This window comes from Actinomadura sp. NTSP31 (assembly GCF_041951385.1).
GTDB classification, from domain to species: Bacteria; Actinomycetota; Actinomycetes; order Streptosporangiales; family Streptosporangiaceae; genus Spirillospora; species Spirillospora napierensis.
In genome coordinates, this window is the sequence record NZ_JBGNUT010000011.1 from 116,163 (window position 1) to 129,086 (window position 12,924).

Sequence of the window (12,924 nt, forward strand, 5' to 3'; positions counted from 1 at the left end):
GGCGGCGCTTTCAGCGGCCCTTGCGGACGCCCTCGGCCAGTTCCGCGGTGAGGGCGCGGACGCCGGCGAGGCCGGTGGCGAGGTCCGGGGCGTCCAGCAGCCGGCGGATGAACGCCGAGCCGACGATCACCCCGTCGGCGAAGCCGGCGACCTCGGCGGCCTGCGCGCCGTTGCCGACCCCGAGCCCGAGCCCGACCGGCAGCTCCCGGCCGGACCGGCCGATGATCTCCCGGGTGCGCTCGACCAGGCGCGGCGCGCCGGTGTCGACGGCGGTGCGGGCGCCGGTGACGCCCATCAGCGACGCCGCGTACACGAACCCCCGGCAGGCCCCGGTGACGGCCTCGATGCGCTCGTCGGTGGAGCTGAGCGCGACCAGGAACACCCGGTCGAGGCCGTGCTCGTCGGCGGCCTCCAGCCACTCGCCGCCCTCCTCGGGCGTGAGGTCGGGGGTGATCAGCCCGGCGCCGCCGGCGGCCGCGAGGTCGCGGGCGAACGCGCCGACACCGTGCCGGTCGACGGGGTTCCAGTACGTCATGACCAGGGTCGGGACGCCGGTGGCGGCGACGGCCTCGACGGTGCGGAACACGTCGGCGACGCGGACGCCGCCGACGAGCGCGCGGTGGACGGCGTCCTGGATGGTGGGGCCGTCCATCATCGGGTCGGTGTAGGGCAGCCCGATCTCGATGACGTCGCAGCCGGCGTCGACCATGGTCTTCGCGGCCTCGATCGCGCCGTCGAAGGTGGGGAACCCGGCGGGCAGGTAGCCGACGAGCGCGGCGCGGTTCTCCGCCCTGGCCTTGTCGTAGGCGTCCTTGACGGTCACTGCGGGTCTCCCTCGGGCATCAGGCCGAAGAAGGAGGCGGCCGTGTGCATGTCCTTGTCGCCGCGCCCGGACAGGCACACCACGATCGTGGCGTCCGGGCCCAGTTCCCTGCCGACCTTGAGCGCGCCGGCCAGCGCGTGCGCGGACTCGATCGCCGGGATGATGCCCTCGGTGCGGCACAGCAGCGAGAACGCGTCCATCGCCTCGGCGTCGGTGATCTCGCGGTACTCGGCGCGGCCGGAGTCGCGCAGCCACGAGTGCTCCGGGCCGACGCCGGGGTAGTCCAGGCCCGCGGAGATCGAGTGGGTCTCCAGGGTCTGGCCGTCGTCGTCCTGCAGCAGGTAGGTGCGCATGCCGTGGATGACGCCGAGCGAGCCGCCGACGAGCGTCGCGGCGTGCCTGCCGGACGCGACGCCGTCGCCGCCCGCCTCGAACCCGTAGAGCCGGACGGACCCGTCCGGGACGAAGGCGTGGAACATGCCGATGGCGTTGGAGCCGCCGCCGACGCAGGCGACGACCGCGTCCGGCAGCGCGCCGGTCAGCTCGAGGCACTGCCGCCGCGCCTCCACGCCGATGATCCGCTGAAAGTCGCGGACCATCATCGGGAACGGGTGCGGGCCCATCACCGAGCCGATGCAGTAGTGGGTGTTCTCGACGCTGGCGACCCAGTCGCGGAACGCCTCGTTGCAGGCGTCCTTGAGGGTGCGGCTGCCGGTGCGCACCGGGACGACCTCGGCGCCGAGCATCCGCATCCGCGCGACGTTGAGGGCCTGCCGCTCGGTGTCGACCTCGCCCATGTAGACGGTGCACTCCAGGCCGAGCAGCGCCGCGGCCGTGGCGGTCGCGACGCCGTGCTGCCCGGCGCCGGTCTCGGCGATCACCCGGGTCTTGCCCATCCGCCGGGTGAGCAGGGCCTGGCCGAGCACGTTGTTGATCTTGTGGGAGCCGGTGTGGTTGAGGTCCTCGCGCTTCAGCAGCACGCGGGCGCCGCCCGCCTGCGCGCCGAACCGCTTCGCCTCGGTCAGCAGGCTCGGCCGGCCCGCGTAGTTCGCGAGCAGGTCGTCGAGCTCCGCGGTGAACGCGGGGTCGTCCTTGGCGGTCTCGAACTCGCGGGTCAGCTCGTCCAGCGCCGCCATCAGCGCCTCGGGGGCGAACCGCCCGCCGAAGGGCCCGAAGTGGCCGGTGGCGTCGGGGACGGCGGCAGCGCGCGCCGCACTGTCGATGGTCATGGGAAAACGCGTCCTGTCATGCGTGAAGGGGCCTGCGTCGGACAGTCTCAGGGAGATGCGGCGAGGCCCCGCCATCGCTCGTGCAGCGGCTCTGCGGGCATGGACACAGCCTATCGATCCTCCGCCGCGGCCCGTCAGCCGCTCTGCCGCAGCGCCGGGTGCGCGCCCGCCGCGACCAGGTCGGCGACGGCGGACCGCGGGTCGCGGCCGATCACCAGGCTCTCCCCGACCAGCACCGCGTCCGCGCCGCTGGAGGCGTAGGCGAGCAGGTCGTGCGGGCCCCGCACCCCCGACTCGGCGATCTTCACGACGTCCTTCGGGATCGCGGGGACGACCCGTGCGAACACCCCCCGGTCGACCTGCAGGGTGCGCAGGTCGCGCGCGTTCACCCCGATGACCTTGGCGCCCGCGTCCACCGCGCGGGCGGCCTCCTCCTCGGTGTGCACCTCGACCAGCGGCAGCAGCCCGATCGACTCGGCGCGCTCGACCAGCGACACCAGCGCGTCCTGCTCCAGCGCGGCGACGATCAGCAGGGCCATGTCGGCGCCGTGCGCGCGCGCCTCCCACAGCTGGTAGGAGGTGACGATGAAGTCCTTGCGCAGGACGGACACGCCGACGTTGGCGCGCACGTCCGCGAGGTCCTGCAGGCTGCCGCCGAAGCGGCGCCGCTCGGTCAGCACGCTGATCACCTTGGCGCCGCCGGCCTCGTAGTCGCGGGCGAGCGCGGCGGGGTCGGCGATCGCGGCGAGCGCGCCCTTGGACGGGCTGCTGCGCTTGACCTCGGCGATGACCGAGACGCCCGGCCCGCGCAGCGCGGCGAGCGCGTCGCGGGGGGCGGCGGCGGCCGCCGCCTTGTCCTTCAGCGCGCCGAGCGGGACCTCCCGCTGCCGGTCGGCGAGATCGGCCCGGACGCCGTCGATGATCTCGTCCAAGACGCTCAAGTGGCAGGCCCCCTATTTTCGGTCGATCCGTGCACCGATCGTAGCCGCCCCCACCGACGGTCCTCGCATCCGGGAGGGGTCCGGGATCCCGGGCGGGCACGGCGCTCCCGCGTCCGGCGGCGCCGTCCGCGGGTCAGGGCGCCAGGGCGTGCGCGAACGGCAGGTTCCGCACGATCCAGTAGACGATCACCACAGCGAGGAAGGAGTACACCGCCACCGGCCGGAACAGCGCGGACCGCATCGGCCGCCCCTGCACGCCGAGCACCGTCCAGCGGACGTAGAGGTAGCCGAAGACGGGCAGCAGCAGGAAGACCAGCGGGTTGAACCCGAACGCGGCGCCGACGTGACCGTGCGTGAGCGCGTTGACCAGCCGGGTGGCGCCGCAGCCGGGGCAGTAGCAGCCGGTCATGGCCAGGAACGGGCAGGTCGGGTAGTGGCCCGGCTGGTTCGGGTCGTCGAACGCGACCAGCACCGCCCCCGCCGCCGCCACGGCCAGCAGGGCACCCTGCGGCATCAGCGCCCGCACCACTCCCCCGCGCCCCGCCGGACGAGGCGACGCGGCCCCCGGATGCGCTGGCAGGTCGGCTCGGCTCACCCCACCCACCCTAAGCGCCGGCCCGCGGGACGTCCCTGCGAAAAAATCACGCGTCGAGCACATATCCGACGCCGCGGACGGTGCGGATGGGGTTGTCGTGGCCGAGTTTGGCGCGGAGCTGGGCGACGTGGACGTCGACGGTGCGGCTGCCGGCGCCGGCGCCGGGGCCCCAGGCGGCGTCGAGGAGCTGCTCGCGGGTGAAGACGCGGCCGGGGTTGGCCATCAGGAACTCGAGGAGGTCGAACTCGGTGACGGTGAGGGCGACGCGGCGGTCGCCGACGGCGGCGCTGCGGTCGTGCGGATCGACGGCGACGGGGCCGGCGCGCAGGGGGCCGGGTGCCGGGAGGGGACCGCGGCGGCGCAGCGCGTCGGCGACGGCGGCCACCAGCACGCGGGGGCCGAAGGGGCGGTCCACCCGGTGCTCGCCGAGGGCGCGGGAGACCGCGGGGTCGAGGGGCCCGGTGACGGCCACGACCGGCGCGGGGCGGGCCGCCTCGGCGACGCGCCGGTACAGCTCGGCGGGCAGCGCGCTGGTGGACAGGTCGAGGACGACGACGTCGGGACGGGCTCGCTCGGCGGCGGCGGGCGCGCGCCCGGGGTCGGCCTCGATCCGCACGTCGTAGCCTTCGCGGGCGAGGTAGCGGCGCTGGAGTTCGGCGACGGCGGGGTCGTGCTCGGCGACCAGGACCAGGCCGTCGGCGGTCACGGGCGGCCGTTCCGGTGCGCGGCGGGGCCGGCCTCCCCGCGCGCGGCCGGGTCCTGCGCCGGGCGCTCGGCGGGCTCGTCCGGGGCGGTCGAATCCTGCGCGGGCTCGTCCGGGGCGGTCGGGTCCTCGCCGCGGTCGAGGGACTTCCACAGGGCGGACGGGTCCTCCGCCTGGGCGCCGGCCGCGCCGGTCTTGCGGGCGGCGGGGCGGGGCGCGGTGGTGCCGGTCCGCTCGTAGCGGGCGGACATGCCGGGCCAGCGGGCGCCGCGGACCGCGGCGATGAGGCCGCCGGCGACGAGCAGGACGCCGCCGGTCACCGAGGCCATCCACCACAGGTTCACCGACAGGGAGGGGTGCGCGCCGATCTTCAGCAGGGCGGTCTTGTCCCCGGCCACCGACAGCACGTGGGCGCGCTGGACGGCCGCGGCCGAGGCGTAGACGACGCCGGCGCCGAACAGGGCGATGAGGACGCCGACGCCGGACCGGACGCGGCCCCGGGTGGCGAACAGGGCGGCGAGCCCGGCGAGGCCCGCCCAGCCGAGGGCGGTCGCGGTGCCGCCGAGGTCGTGGCCGGTCAGGTGCTGGGAGAACGGGGTGATGGCGTCCTCGGCCCGGACCGTCGCCCAGGTGGGGTTCCCGGCGAGCAGGACCAGGCCCGCGCCGGCGGCGCACAGCAGCGCGGTGAGGCCGCGCTCACGCCCGGGGGTCATGACCGGGCGTCAGGGCGTTCCCCGACCACGGCGTCGAGCACGTCGGCGTCCCAGCAGGTGCGGTCGCCGGTGTGGCAGGCGGCGCCGACCTGGTCCACCTTGACCAGGATGGCGTCGGCGTCGCAGTCGAGGGCGACGGACTTCACCCATTGCTGGTGGCCGGAGGTCTCGCCCTTCACCCAGTACTCCCGCCGGCTGCGCGACCAGTAGGTGCAGCGGCCGGTGGTGAGGGTGCGGTGCAGGGCCTCGTCGTCCATCCAGCCGAGCATGAGCACCTCGCCGGTGTCGTACTGCTGGGCGATCGCGGGCACCAGGCCGGCGGCGTCGCGCTTCAGCCGTTCGGCGATCTTGGGGTCCAGGTCGGACGAGGGAACGGACATGGCGTCCATTGTGCCGGGTGGTCCCCGGTACCCGCGACGGCCCCCGGCGCGGGGCGGCGGGACACGAAAGGGCCCGCCTTCCCCGGGAGAGAGGAGACGGGCCCAGACGTACGACTGCGGGTGTTACAGGGGGACGACCTGGTCGGCCTGGGGACCCCGGTTACCCTGCGTCACCTCGAACTGGACGCGCTGGTTCTCGTCCAGCGTGCGGTACCCGGAGGACTGGATCGCCGAGTAGTGCACGAAGACGTCCGGCCCTCCGCCGTCCACGGCGATGAAGCCGAAGCCCTTCTCGGCGTTGAACCACTTCACGGTGCCCTGCTGGGGCATGTCTTTCTCCTTGCGGCAAAACACGGGCCCACACCTCGCGGGCCCGGCGCGGTCGCTGCGGAACGCTCTCGCCCACCGGTACGGTCCCGGAAAAGCCAAAACGCCCGCTGCCATCAGTCCGCGGGCGTCTGGACAAACGATCGAGAACCACGACTGCAACCGACGGCCCCACCGTATCACCGGTTCCGCGTAAAACGCAGGAGCGGGAAGGCCCGCGTTTCTCCTCTCGGCGAACCCTGCCGTTACCTGCCCGTTAAAGACTCCAACCGGTCTCGGTCAGGGTCTTGACAGAGTCCGTGGGCCCGGTCAGGCGGACGCGCGCGACGTCCGTGCGGCCGAGCGCCCACAGGACGAGTTCGCCGACCGGGCCGTGCACCCGCACGGGCCCGGGGCCGCCGCCCGGCCCGCCGCCGCCCCGGGCGCGGCCGCCGCCGGACACCCGGGCGCCGCGTCCGTCGGGACGCACCAGCGTTACCTCGACGTGAACTTTCCTTAGGACAAAGCGGGCAATTTTTATGCGTCGCCAGAGAAGTTCCTCGAGTTCACCGGACAGGTCCCTGGGCTCCCAGTCCGGCCCGGCCCGGCGGACGTCCTCATGGTGAACAAAGAACTCGACGCCGTTCGCGATTTTGTCCACACCGGGAAGCGCGTACGGCGACAACTTCGGCGGACCCTGCCGAAACCGTTCCACCAGCCGCTCGAACGGCACGGCCCGCGCGGTGCGCCGCCGGACGCGCTCGGTGTAGAAGGCCAGCGGGGGCAGCAGTATTCCGGGCCCGGCGTCCGGCCGCCCCTCCCGGACGACGAGGTGCGCGGCCAGGTCGCGGGCGTCCCAGCCGCCGCACCGGGTGGGCGCGTCGGGCCCCGCCGCGGCCAGGGCGCCGGCCAGCAGGCCGCGCTCGCGCCGGACGGGGTCGTCCTCGGGCGTGCTCATTGGATGATCGTAGGCCGCCGCGGGCCGCTCGGGAATAAGCGTCCGGGCCGCATGGTAGGGACTATTCAGGCCCGCGAACCCCCACAACCCCACACGCAGGGGGCGACGTCGCGGGTCGCCGTGCCGTGATCGAGGAGTCGCCGTGCCGCCTGCGTCCAGACGCGTCAGCCCCCATGTCCTCCGGGAGGGGATGAGGGTGCTGTGGGTCGCCGTCCGCGCCGAACCGCGGGTGTTCACCGTGTCGGTGGTCGCCAGCGCGGTGTACGCCGCGATGACCGTGGGGACCGCCCAGGTGCTCGGCTGGACGACGCAGACCGTCGTCCTCCCGGCGTTCCGGGACGGGCGCACCACGGCGGGGGCCCTGTCGGGCGCGGCGGCGGCGATCGTCGGCGTCGCGCTGCTGAAGGCGCTCGGCGTCGCGGGCCGCCGCTTCTACGCGGGCCTGATGCAGTACCGGATGCAGGCCGCCTACCGGCGGGCGGTGACCCGGCAGTACCTGCGGCTGCCGCTGGCCTGGCACCACCGGCACCCGACCGGGCAGCTGCTGTCGAACGCCAACGCCGACGTGGAGGCGGTGTGGGCGCCGATCGCGCCGCTGCCGATGGCGGTCGGCGTGGTGTTCATGCTGCTGATCGCGGCGGTGTCGATCCTGCTCACCGATGTCGCGGTCGCCGGCGTCGGCTTCCTGATCTTCCCGGTGATCGCGCTGATCAACGTGGTGTACCAGCGCCGGCTCGCGCCGGTGGCGACCCGCGCGCAGCAGCTGCGCGCCGAGGTCAGCGAGGTCGCGCACGAGAGCTTCGAGGGCGGGCTGGTCGTCAAGACCCTCGGCCGCGAGGGGTCGGAGACCGAGCGGTTCCGGGAGCGGGCGCACGAGCTGCGCGACGCCAACATCGCGGTCGGCCGGATCCGCGGCCTGTTCGACCCGGTGCTGGAGGTGCTGCCGAACCTCGGCGTGCTGGCCGTCCTGCTGATCGGGTCGCTGCGGCTGGAGTCCGGCGCGATGACGGCCGGCGACCTGGTGCACGTGGCGTACCTGTTCACGTTGCTGTCGTGGCCGATCCGGGCGCTCGGCTGGGTGCTGGCGGAGGTGCCGCGCAGCGCCGTCGGCTGGGAGCGGGTCCGCGGCGTGCTGGACGCGTCGGGGTCGCTGCCGTTCGGGGACGCGGCGCTCGGCGAGGACAAGGCCGCCGCGCTGGAGGTCCGCGACGTCCGGTTCTCCTACCCGGGCGCCGACGGCGACCGCGAGGTGCTGCACGACGTGTCGTTCACCGCCTCCCCCGGCCGGACGGTCGCGCTGGTCGGCCCCACCGGGTCCGGCAAGTCCACGCTCACCTCGCTGCTGGTGCGGCTGGTCGACCCGGCCGGCGGGTCGGTCCTGCTGGACGGGGTGGACCTGCGGGACGTCCGCCGCGGCGGCGTCGCCGAAACGGCCGCGCTCGTCCCGCAGCAGACGTTCCTGTTCGACGACACCGTCCGCGGGAACGTGACACTCGGCCTGGACGTCCCCGACGAGCGCGTCTGGGAGGCGCTGCGGCTCGCGCAGGCGGACGGGTTCGTCGCGGCGCTCGCCGGCGGGCTCGACACGAAGGTGGGCGAGCGGGGCGCGTCGCTGTCGGGCGGGCAGCGGCAGCGCCTCGCGCTGGCCCGGGCGCTGGTGCGGCGGCCCCGGCTGCTCGTGCTGGACGACGCGACGTCCAGTGTCGACCCGCAGGTGGAGGCGCGCATCCTGGAGAGCCTGCGGGAGGCGCAGGCGGCGGAAGGCGACGGGGGCGGCGCGACCGTCGTGGTCGTCGCCTACCGCAAGGCCACCATCTCGCTGGCCGACGAGGTCGTCTACCTCGACCACGGCCGCGTCACCGGGCAGGGCACGCACACGGAGCTGCTGGAGACGTCCCAGGGGTACCGCGACCTCGTCAACGCCTACGAGCGGGCGGAAGCGGATCAGGAAGCGCTCGACGGCGGCGAGGAGGCCCTGGCATGACGGTCATCGACGAGACCTCGGCGACCGAGGGCGGGCTGCGGACGCTGCGCCGCGGCCTGCGGCTCAGCCCCGAGTTCCGGGCCGGGCTGGCGGGCACGCTGGTGCTGGCGCTGCTGTCCACGGCGGGCCGGGTGGTGGTGCCGATCGCCGTCCAGCAGACCATGGACAAGGGCCTGGACCGCGCCGGCGGCCCCGACATCGGCTTCATCCGCTCGGCGGTGCTGCTGTGCGCGGTGGCGGTGCTGCTGACGGCGCTGTGCGCGTACGCGATGAACGTCCGGCTGTACAAGACGTCCGAGGGCGGGCTGGCGGGGCTGCGCGTCCAGGCGTTCCGGCACGTCCACGACCTGTCGATGCTGACGCAGAGCGGCGAGCGGCGCGGCTCGCTGGTGTCGCGGGTGACGTCGGACGTCGACCAGATCAGCACCTTCATGCAGTCCGGCGGGCTGATGTTCATCGTGTCGATCGGGCAGCTGCTCGTCGCGAGCGTGCTGATGCTCGTCTACTCGTGGCAGCTGGCGCTGCTGGTGTGGGCGGCGTTCCTGCCGCTGGCGTTCGCGCTGCGCCGCTTCCAGCGGCTCGTGTCCGCCCGGTACATGCAGGTGCGGGAGCGGATGGGCGACCTGCTGGCCGCGGTGAGCGAGTCGGTGGTGGGCGCGGCGGTCATCCGCGCGTACGCCTCCGAGGAGCGCACCGGGCGCCGCGTCGACGAGACGGTCGAGGCCTTCCGCAGCACCCAGACCCGCGCGCAGGCGATGGTCGCGCTCACGTTCCCGGTGAGCGAGCTGGTCGCCGCGATCGCGACCGGCGGCGTCGTCGTCGCGGGCACGCTGCTCGGCATCGGCGGGCACCTGACCGCCGGCGAGCTGGTGGCGTTCCTGTTCCTGGTCACCCTGTTCGTCAGCCCGATGCAGACGGCGACGGAGGTGCTCAACGACGCGCAGAACGCGATCGCCGGGTGGCGCCGCGTGCTGGGCGTCCTCGACACCGTCCCGGACGTCGCCGACCCCGGCGCGGACGGCGCGGCCCTGCCGCGCGGACCGATCGAGGTGCGGTTCGAGTCCGTCGGGTTCGCCTACCCGGGCGGCCCGCCCGTCCTGCACGACGTGAACGTGGAGATCGCGCCGCGCAGCCGCGTCGCGATCGTCGGGCAGACGGGGTCGGGCAAGACGACGTTCGCCAAGCTGCTCACCCGCCTCATGGACCCGGTGTCCGGGCGGGTGCTGGTCGACGGCGTGCCGCTGGACCGGGTGCGGTTCTCCTCGCTGCGCGAGCGGATCGTCATGGTGCCGCAGGACGGCTTCCTCTTCGACGCCTCCCTCGCCGACAACATCCGCTACGGCCGTCCGGACGCCACCGGTGACGATCTCGCCCGGGCCGTCGCGGAGCTGGGCCTCGCCGACTGGCTGGAGGGCCTGCCCCAGGGCCTGGACACCCCCGTCGGGCAGCGCGGCGAGTCGCTGTCGGCGGGCGAGCGGCAGCTGGTCGCGCTGGCCCGCGCCTACATCGCCGACCCCGACCTGCTCGTGCTCGACGAGGCGACGTCCGCGGTCGACCCGGCCACCGAGGTCCGGATCCAGCGCGCCCTGGACGGGGTGACCCGCGGCCGCACCGCGATCTCCATCGCGCACCGCATGTCCACCGCCGAGGCCGCCGACGAGGTGATCGTCTTCGAGGCGGGCCGGGTCGTGCAGCGCGGCCCGCACGCCGAGCTCGTCGCCCGGCCGGGCGTCTACGCCGACCTGCACGCCTCCTGGATCGCCCAGAGGAGCATCTAGACACCAAAAGCACTTGCCCGTTATCTGGTCGGGTGCGCATTCTGCTGGAGTGAGCAACGAGGTCGTGTTGGAATCGGCGGGCACGCTGCGCGGACAGCTGCAGCGGGGACTCGGGAGGGCCGCGCGGCGCGCGGCGGACAGGCCCGGCGCGGGCGAGTACGTCTACGACTGCATCCGCAGGGATCCGCGGTGGGACCGGCAATGCGAGACGCGGGGCCTCTACTACGCCCGGTTGATGGTGGACCTGGAGTTGCCGGTGTGGCCGGTCGCGGAGCATCTCGCCGATCCGGCCGACCACGCCGACGGCGACGAGTGGCGGGTGCGGCTGGCGCTCGAGGTGCTGGGGCATCTGGTGCGGTTGAGCCGGCGGGAGGCGGCGGTGCCGCTGCGCCGGTACGCCGAGGAGGGCGCGCACTGGTTCGACGCGCTCGACGAGCTGGTGCTGCTGGGCGACCCGCGGCTGGCGGACGGGCTGGACGAGCTGGTGGCGGCGCGGTGCGACGACGGCGACATCCGGTCGCTGGTGGCGGGCGGGACGAACCCGGTGCTGGAGAGCTGGGCGGTGCGGCAGCCGCGGATAGCCGAGGCGCTGGCGCGGCGGCGGGAGGCGGGCCGGCCGCGGCGGCCGGTGAGCACGATCCCGGGCGGGGCGGAGCGCTCCGAGGCGGAGCTGCTGGAGCTGGCGAGGCGCCGCGACGACGGCGCCATCGCGGCGGTCTTCGAGCTCGGGCGGCGGCGGACGCCGGCGCTGCTGGAGCTCGCGGAGGAGGTGCTGCCGCAGCGGCCGAGCAGGTTCGGCGGCGCGGTGTGCCGGGCGCTGCGCGAGTACGGGCCGGAGGCGCTGCCGTGGGCGCGGGCGTGGGCCGCCGAACGCGGCGGCTGCGCGTTCATGGGGATCAGCATGCTCGCCAGGCACGGCACCCGCCAGGACGTCCCGCTGCTGATGGACGAGCTGCGCGAGGCGCTGGAGGCGCGCGAGTGGCGCGCCGCCGCGGGCCCGATCGAGGGGCTCGGGAGACTGCGCGCCGGCGAGGCCGTCCCGTTGCTGAAGACCGCTTGGACCGAATCCCCCTACGCTTTCCTGCGCCCCCGCATTGTGACCGCCTTGACCCGCACCGCCCCGCACACCGCCGAGTCGTACACCATCGAGGGCCTCTGGGACTGCCAGGAGGGCGTGCGCGCCGAGGCCGCCCGGTTCGCGCCGGTCACCCCCGAGACCCGCATCCGGCTGCAGCGCCTCCACCACGACGAAGCCGAGGAGACCGACGTGCGGGCCGCCGCCGGAGCCCGCCTGGCGACCTGAGCCGCGTCCGCGCCGAACCTCTTGCGGCCCCGCTGAACCCTTCCGGCCCCGCGCGCGTATGCCCCGTCGTACCGCGCATCTCTCCCCGGGAGGACGGGCCATGGGCTCCACGCATCACCTCGGACGCGCAGCGAGACTCCCGCGCGCCGGCCTGGCCCTGGCGGCCGCCGCCGTGCTGGCGCTGCCGCTGGCGGCCGGCTGCCAGGCCGGCAAGGCCGGGACGTCCGGCGACGGCGACCGGGCGGCCGCCCCGGCGAACCTGGACGAGCTGGCCGCCCGGACGGGGTGCAGCCTCGTCGGCCGGCGCAAGGCGGAGCAGCTCCAGCAGGGCAACTGCCGCAACTCGCGGGGCCAGTACGTCCTGGTCAGCTTCGACCGCGACCAGGACATGACCGCGTGGCTGGACGAGGCGAAGCCGTGGGGCGGGACGTACCTGGTGGGGACGCGCTGGGTGGCGGTGAGCACCCCGGCGACCCTGCAGTCGCTGCGCAAGGACCTGGGCGGGCGCATCCAGTCGGGCGAGATGCACGGGATGAGCCACTCCTGACCCGGGCCGCCTTCGGCCGAGCCGCGCCGCCTTCAGGGGAGCCCGCAGCCTTCAGGCGAGCCCCGCGGCCCAGCGCTCCAGCGCCGGGCCGGTGCGCGCCAGGACGCGCCAGGCGGCCAGGCCGCGGGTGACGGTGCCGGGCCGCAGCAGCGGGTGGTGCGGGCCGTCCACGATGACGCGCAGGGCCGCGACCGGTGTCCCGTCCGGGAGGGCCGCCGCGACGCGCGCCGACTCCATGTCGACCGCGCAGGCGCCGTCCGCCGCCCACACATGGCGCTCCCGCTCGCGCACGACGCGGTCGGCGGTGACCAGCGGCCCCACGTGGACGCGCAGGCCGCCGCCGGCGAGGTCGGCGGCCAGCGGCCGCGCGCCGGGGCAGGGCACGGGCTTGCCGCCGCCGCGGATCTCGTCCGCCACCACGACGGTCCCCGGGGACAGCCGGCCGTCGAGCGCGCCGCCGAACCCGACGACGGCGACGGCGACGCCCGTGCGGTCCGGCAGGCGCGCGGCGTGCCGGGCGCGGTACCCGACGACCACGGCGGGGGCGCGGGCGAGCCCGCGCCGCACCGCGCGGGCCTCCAGCCGCAGCGCCGCGCACACGACCAGGCCGGCCCCGTCGTCACCGGTCATCCGCACAGTGCAGCACGGGGCGCCGCGAAGATCC

14 protein-coding genes are annotated in these 12,924 nt (G+C 75.0%); 4 read left to right on the plus strand and 10 right to left on the minus strand.

Annotated elements, in window-relative coordinates; all coding sequences use genetic code 11:
- Positions 1-10: 10 nt before the first annotated feature.
- The 9 genes from trpA to ACA514_RS20275 form a co-directional block, all read right to left on the minus strand.
- A complete protein-coding gene (gene trpA, locus ACA514_RS20235; protein ID WP_375042736.1) occupies positions 11-823 on the minus strand; it encodes a tryptophan synthase subunit alpha in 813 nt (270 codons plus the stop codon).
- Positions 820-2,052: a tryptophan synthase subunit beta gene (gene trpB, locus ACA514_RS20240; RefSeq protein WP_375042737.1), complete on the minus strand. Its 1,233-nt coding sequence runs from the start codon at positions 2,050-2,052 to the stop codon at positions 820-822. The genes trpA and trpB overlap by 4 nt, the downstream gene beginning before the upstream one ends.
- 134 nt (positions 2,053-2,186) lie before the next feature.
- Positions 2,187-2,993 (minus strand): indole-3-glycerol phosphate synthase TrpC, encoded by an 807-nt coding sequence (gene trpC, locus ACA514_RS20245; protein ID WP_375042738.1) that lies wholly within the window; start codon positions 2,991-2,993, stop codon positions 2,187-2,189.
- Between the two features lie 133 nt (positions 2,994-3,126).
- The gene (locus ACA514_RS20250; protein ID WP_375042739.1) at positions 3,127-3,588 is read right to left on the minus strand and encodes a DUF2752 domain-containing protein; all 462 of its coding nucleotides are present in this window, start codon (positions 3,586-3,588) and stop codon (positions 3,127-3,129) included.
- A gap of 46 nt (positions 3,589-3,634) precedes the next feature.
- On the minus strand, positions 3,635-4,294 hold the full coding sequence (locus ACA514_RS20255) for a response regulator transcription factor (protein ID WP_375042740.1): 660 nt from the start codon (positions 4,292-4,294) through the stop codon (positions 3,635-3,637).
- Complete coding sequence (locus ACA514_RS20260; protein WP_375042741.1) at positions 4,291-5,004, minus strand: Trp biosynthesis-associated membrane protein; 714 nt, start codon at positions 5,002-5,004, stop codon at positions 4,291-4,293. The genes ACA514_RS20255 and ACA514_RS20260 overlap by 4 nt, the downstream gene beginning before the upstream one ends.
- The gene (gene hisI / locus ACA514_RS20265) at positions 5,001-5,384 is read right to left on the minus strand and encodes a phosphoribosyl-AMP cyclohydrolase (protein WP_375042742.1); all 384 of its coding nucleotides are present in this window, start codon (positions 5,382-5,384) and stop codon (positions 5,001-5,003) included. Before hisI ends, ACA514_RS20260 begins: the two co-directional genes overlap by 4 nt.
- 123 nt (positions 5,385-5,507) lie before the next feature.
- Complete coding sequence (locus tag ACA514_RS20270) at positions 5,508-5,714, minus strand: cold-shock protein (protein ID WP_018657218.1); 207 nt, start codon at positions 5,712-5,714, stop codon at positions 5,508-5,510.
- A 253-nt stretch (positions 5,715-5,967) separates the two neighbouring features.
- Entirely contained in the window at positions 5,968-6,648 is a 681-nt protein-coding gene (locus ACA514_RS20275; RefSeq protein WP_375042743.1) for a TIGR03085 family metal-binding protein, read from the minus strand.
- A gap of 190 nt (positions 6,649-6,838) precedes the next feature.
- Here ACA514_RS20275 and ACA514_RS20280 point away from each other — a divergent pair, with 190 nt between their 5' ends.
- From ACA514_RS20280 to ACA514_RS20295, 4 genes are all read left to right on the plus strand, one after another.
- A complete protein-coding gene (locus ACA514_RS20280) occupies positions 6,839-8,632 on the plus strand; it encodes an ABC transporter ATP-binding protein (RefSeq protein ID WP_375042744.1) in 1,794 nt (597 codons plus the stop codon).
- Positions 8,629-10,410, plus strand: coding sequence for an ABC transporter ATP-binding protein (locus ACA514_RS20285; RefSeq protein WP_375042745.1), 1,782 nt, complete (start codon positions 8,629-8,631; stop codon positions 10,408-10,410). The genes ACA514_RS20280 and ACA514_RS20285 overlap by 4 nt, the downstream gene beginning before the upstream one ends.
- A 49-nt stretch (positions 10,411-10,459) precedes the next feature.
- The gene (locus ACA514_RS20290; protein ID WP_375042746.1) at positions 10,460-11,713 is read left to right on the plus strand and encodes a hypothetical protein; all 1,254 of its coding nucleotides are present in this window, start codon (positions 10,460-10,462) and stop codon (positions 11,711-11,713) included.
- Positions 11,714-11,813: 100 nt separating this feature from the next.
- Positions 11,814-12,260 (plus strand): hypothetical protein, encoded by a 447-nt coding sequence (locus ACA514_RS20295; protein ID WP_375042747.1) that lies wholly within the window; start codon positions 11,814-11,816, stop codon positions 12,258-12,260.
- A 51-nt stretch (positions 12,261-12,311) separates the two neighbouring features.
- Here the strand turns inward: ACA514_RS20295 and ACA514_RS20300 are convergent, their stop codons facing one another.
- Entirely contained in the window at positions 12,312-12,890 is a 579-nt protein-coding gene (locus tag ACA514_RS20300; RefSeq protein WP_375042748.1) for a hypothetical protein, read from the minus strand.
- Between the last annotated feature and the right edge of the window lie 34 nt (positions 12,891-12,924).

Excerpts from the sequence above, each read along its gene's own strand:
- trpB (WP_375042737.1), bottom strand. The coding sequence starts at position 2,052 with ATGACCATCGACAGTGCGGCGCGCGCTGCCGCCGTCCCCGACGCCACC.
- ACA514_RS20260 (WP_375042741.1), bottom strand. The coding sequence starts at position 5,004 with ATGACCCCCGGGCGTGAGCGCGGCCTCACCGCGCTGCTGTGCGCCGCC.
- hisI (WP_375042742.1), bottom strand. The coding sequence starts at position 5,384 with ATGTCCGTTCCCTCGTCCGACCTGGACCCCAAGATCGCCGAACGGCTG.
- ACA514_RS20270 (WP_018657218.1), bottom strand. The coding sequence starts at position 5,714 with ATGCCCCAGCAGGGCACCGTGAAGTGGTTCAACGCCGAGAAGGGCTTC.
- ACA514_RS20275 (WP_375042743.1), bottom strand. The coding sequence starts at position 6,648 with ATGAGCACGCCCGAGGACGACCCCGTCCGGCGCGAGCGCGGCCTGCTG.
- ACA514_RS20280 (WP_375042744.1), top strand. The coding sequence starts at position 6,839 with ATGAGGGTGCTGTGGGTCGCCGTCCGCGCCGAACCGCGGGTGTTCACC.
- ACA514_RS20285 (WP_375042745.1), top strand. The coding sequence starts at position 8,629 with ATGACGGTCATCGACGAGACCTCGGCGACCGAGGGCGGGCTGCGGACG.
- ACA514_RS20295 (WP_375042747.1), top strand. The coding sequence starts at position 11,814 with ATGGGCTCCACGCATCACCTCGGACGCGCAGCGAGACTCCCGCGCGCC.
- ACA514_RS20300 (WP_375042748.1), bottom strand. The coding sequence starts at position 12,890 with ATGACCGGTGACGACGGGGCCGGCCTGGTCGTGTGCGCGGCGCTGCGG.